Source organism: Mailhella sp., from assembly GCF_057866825.1.
The window spans coordinates 1-2,575 of record NZ_DBMAHT010000192.1 but is presented as its reverse complement, the minus strand read 5'-3'; the positions used below and the strand labels follow the sequence as shown (position 1 = coordinate 2,575).

Annotated in this window: 3 protein-coding genes; all 3 read right to left on the bottom strand. The window is 60.0% G+C overall.

Annotation, left to right across the window (positions count from 1 at the left end; genetic code table 11):
• On the bottom strand, window positions 1-570 hold a 570-nt coding region (locus ACZM96_RS10555), incomplete at its 3' end, for a GDP-mannose 4,6-dehydratase (protein ID WP_489489011.1).
• A 27-nt stretch (window positions 571-597) separates the two neighbouring features.
• Window positions 598-1,947, bottom strand: coding sequence for a phosphohexomutase domain-containing protein (locus tag ACZM96_RS10550; RefSeq protein WP_489489009.1), 1,350 nt, complete (start codon window positions 1,945-1,947; stop codon window positions 598-600).
• Window positions 1,944-2,575 (bottom strand): cupin domain-containing protein (locus ACZM96_RS10545; RefSeq protein ID WP_489489007.1); only part of this gene is annotated, 632 nt, incomplete at its 5' end. The genes ACZM96_RS10550 and ACZM96_RS10545, both read right to left, overlap by 4 nt.

The following is a 2,575-nucleotide window of genomic DNA, read 5'->3' as shown; positions in this document are numbered from 1 at the left end:
GAAGGTTTCGCCGCGGCGTTCGGATTCATGATTGAACAGAATTCCGGAACAGGCGAACATACCGTAGGCTTCGCGGTATTCCTTGGTGATCCAGAAGCCGTACTGCTTGGCCACGGCGTAGGGGGAATAGGGATGAAAGGGCGTAGTTTCGCTCTGCGGGCACTCCTCCACCTTGCCGTACAGCTCGGAGGTGGACGCCTGATAGACGCGGCAGGTCTTTTCCAGACCGCAAAGGCGCACGGCTTCGAGCACGCGCAGCACGCCGGTGGCCACCACGTCGGCCGTGTATTCCGGCACCTCGAAGCTCACCTGCACATGGCTCTGCGCCGCGAGATTGTAGAGTTCGTCAGGCTTCACCAGTCCCACGATGCGCACCAGACTCATGGAATCGGCAAGATCGCCGTAGTGCAGATGAAAATGCGGATGTCCTTCCAGATGATCGATGCGTTCGCGTTTTTCCGTGGCGGAACGACGCACGACGCCGTGTACGTCGTAGCCCTTTTCCAGCAAAAATTCGGCAAGATAGGAGCCGTCCTGACCGGTGACGCCGGTGATGAGCGCGGTTTTCATGAATGATTCCTCGTGTATGTTGCGGGATTATCCCCGGATGTTCTTCAGCAGTTCTTCGGTTTTGCCTTCCATGAGCGTTTTATCGCCGCGGCTTTCCACGTTGAGACGCAGCACCGGTTCGGTGTTGGAGCCGCGCAGATTGAAGCGCCAGTCAGGAAAGGCCACGGAAAGACCGTCCACATGAGTGACCGTTGCCCCGGGAAGCGCGGCATACTTGTCTTCCACGCGCTTCAACACGGCGACCATGTCGTCCACGCGGGAATTGATTTCCCCGCTGCACGGAAAAGCCCTGATGCGGTCGTCCACACATTCGGCCAGCGTCTTGCCGGAATCGCTCAGAAACTGCGTCACCAGCAGCCACGAAATCATGCCGGAATCGCAGTAAGCAAAGTTGCGGAAATAGTGATGCGCGCTCATTTCGCCGCCGTAGAGAGCGTCTTCGGCGCGCATGCGCTCCTTGATGAAGGCGTGGCCGGTCTTGGATTCTATGGGCACGCCCCCGGCAGCCCGCACCACGGCCTGCGTGTTCCAGACAAGGCGCGGATCGTGAATGATCTTCGCTCCCGGATGCCGTTTCAGCAGCGCTTCGGCGATCATGCCCACGATGTAGTAGCCTTCGATGAAACGCCCCGAAGCGTCGTAGAAAAAGCAGCGGTCGAAATCGCCGTCCCAGGCCAGACCGAAATCGGCCCCGCATTCACGCACGACCCGGGATGTCAGTTCACGGTTTTCCGGCAGCAGCGGATTCGGTACTCCGTGGGGAAAGGTTCCGTCGGGCTCGCCGTGAATAAGTTCGATGTCGAGCGGCAGACGCTCGGCCAGTCTGGAGACGACAAGCCCCGCACAGCCGTTGCCGGCGTCGGCCACGATGCGGAACCGCTTGAGCGACGCCGGATGCACGTAGCTCAGAAGATGTTCGACGTACTCGTCGCGGAAACTCGCTTCGACGAAACTGCCGCTCAGCGTTGAAGGAATGTTCTGTCCTGCGGCAATGCGGTCGCGTATGGCGAAAAGCCCGGAATCGCCGCTCACGGGAACGGCTCCGCCGCGCACCATCTTAAAACCGTTCTCATCGGCAGGATTGTGGCTGCCCGTGACCATGATGCCGCCGTCAAAGCCCTGCGCAAAGGCGGCATAGTAGATTTCCTCGGTGCCGCACACGCCTATGCCGGTCACGTTTGCGCCCGCGGCGCGCAGTCCTTCGGCCAGGGCCTCGTACAGCGCAGGCCCGGAGAGACGCACATCGCGCCCGATGACCACGTTTTTCGCCCGGAACTCGCGCGCGTAGGCATAGCCTGTCTGTCGCGCCAGCCCCTCATTCAGTGTGGAAGGATATCGTCCCCGCACGTCGTAGGCCTTGAATCCGGAAAGGTTCACGCCTGCACCTCCCCTGCCCGACCGTAGTTGTCCTGAAGGCGCACAATGTCGTCTTCTCCCAGGTAGGCGCCGGACTGCACTTCAATAAAGACCAGCGGAATGGTGCCGGGATTCTTGATGCGATGCTTCATGCCGAGCGGAACATACACAGATTCGTTTTCCGTAAGCAGACGAACCTCGTCGCCAATGGTGACTTCGGCCGTGCCGCTCACCACAATCCAGTGTTCGGCCCTGTGATAGTGAAGCTGCAGGGAATTTTCCTCGCCCGGATTCACCACAATGCGCTTCACCTGAAAACGATCGGACAAAATAAGCGTCTCGTAGCTGCCCCAGGGACGATACACCTTGAGATGGATGTCGGATTCTGGCCGTTTTTCCAGCTTGAGCTTTTCCACCACATGCTTCACGTCCTGCGACTTGCGGCGATCGGTGACGAGGATGGCGTCGCGGGTTTCCACCACGGCCAGATCATGCACATCCAGCGCGGCGATGAGGCGGCCGGAACTGCGCAGATAGCAGTTGCTGGCGTTGTCCACGATGACGTCGCCTTCGCAGGCGTTGCCGTCGCCGTCCTTGGGCGAGACCTCATAGAAGGCTTCCCAGGAACCGAGATCGCTCCAGCCGCAGT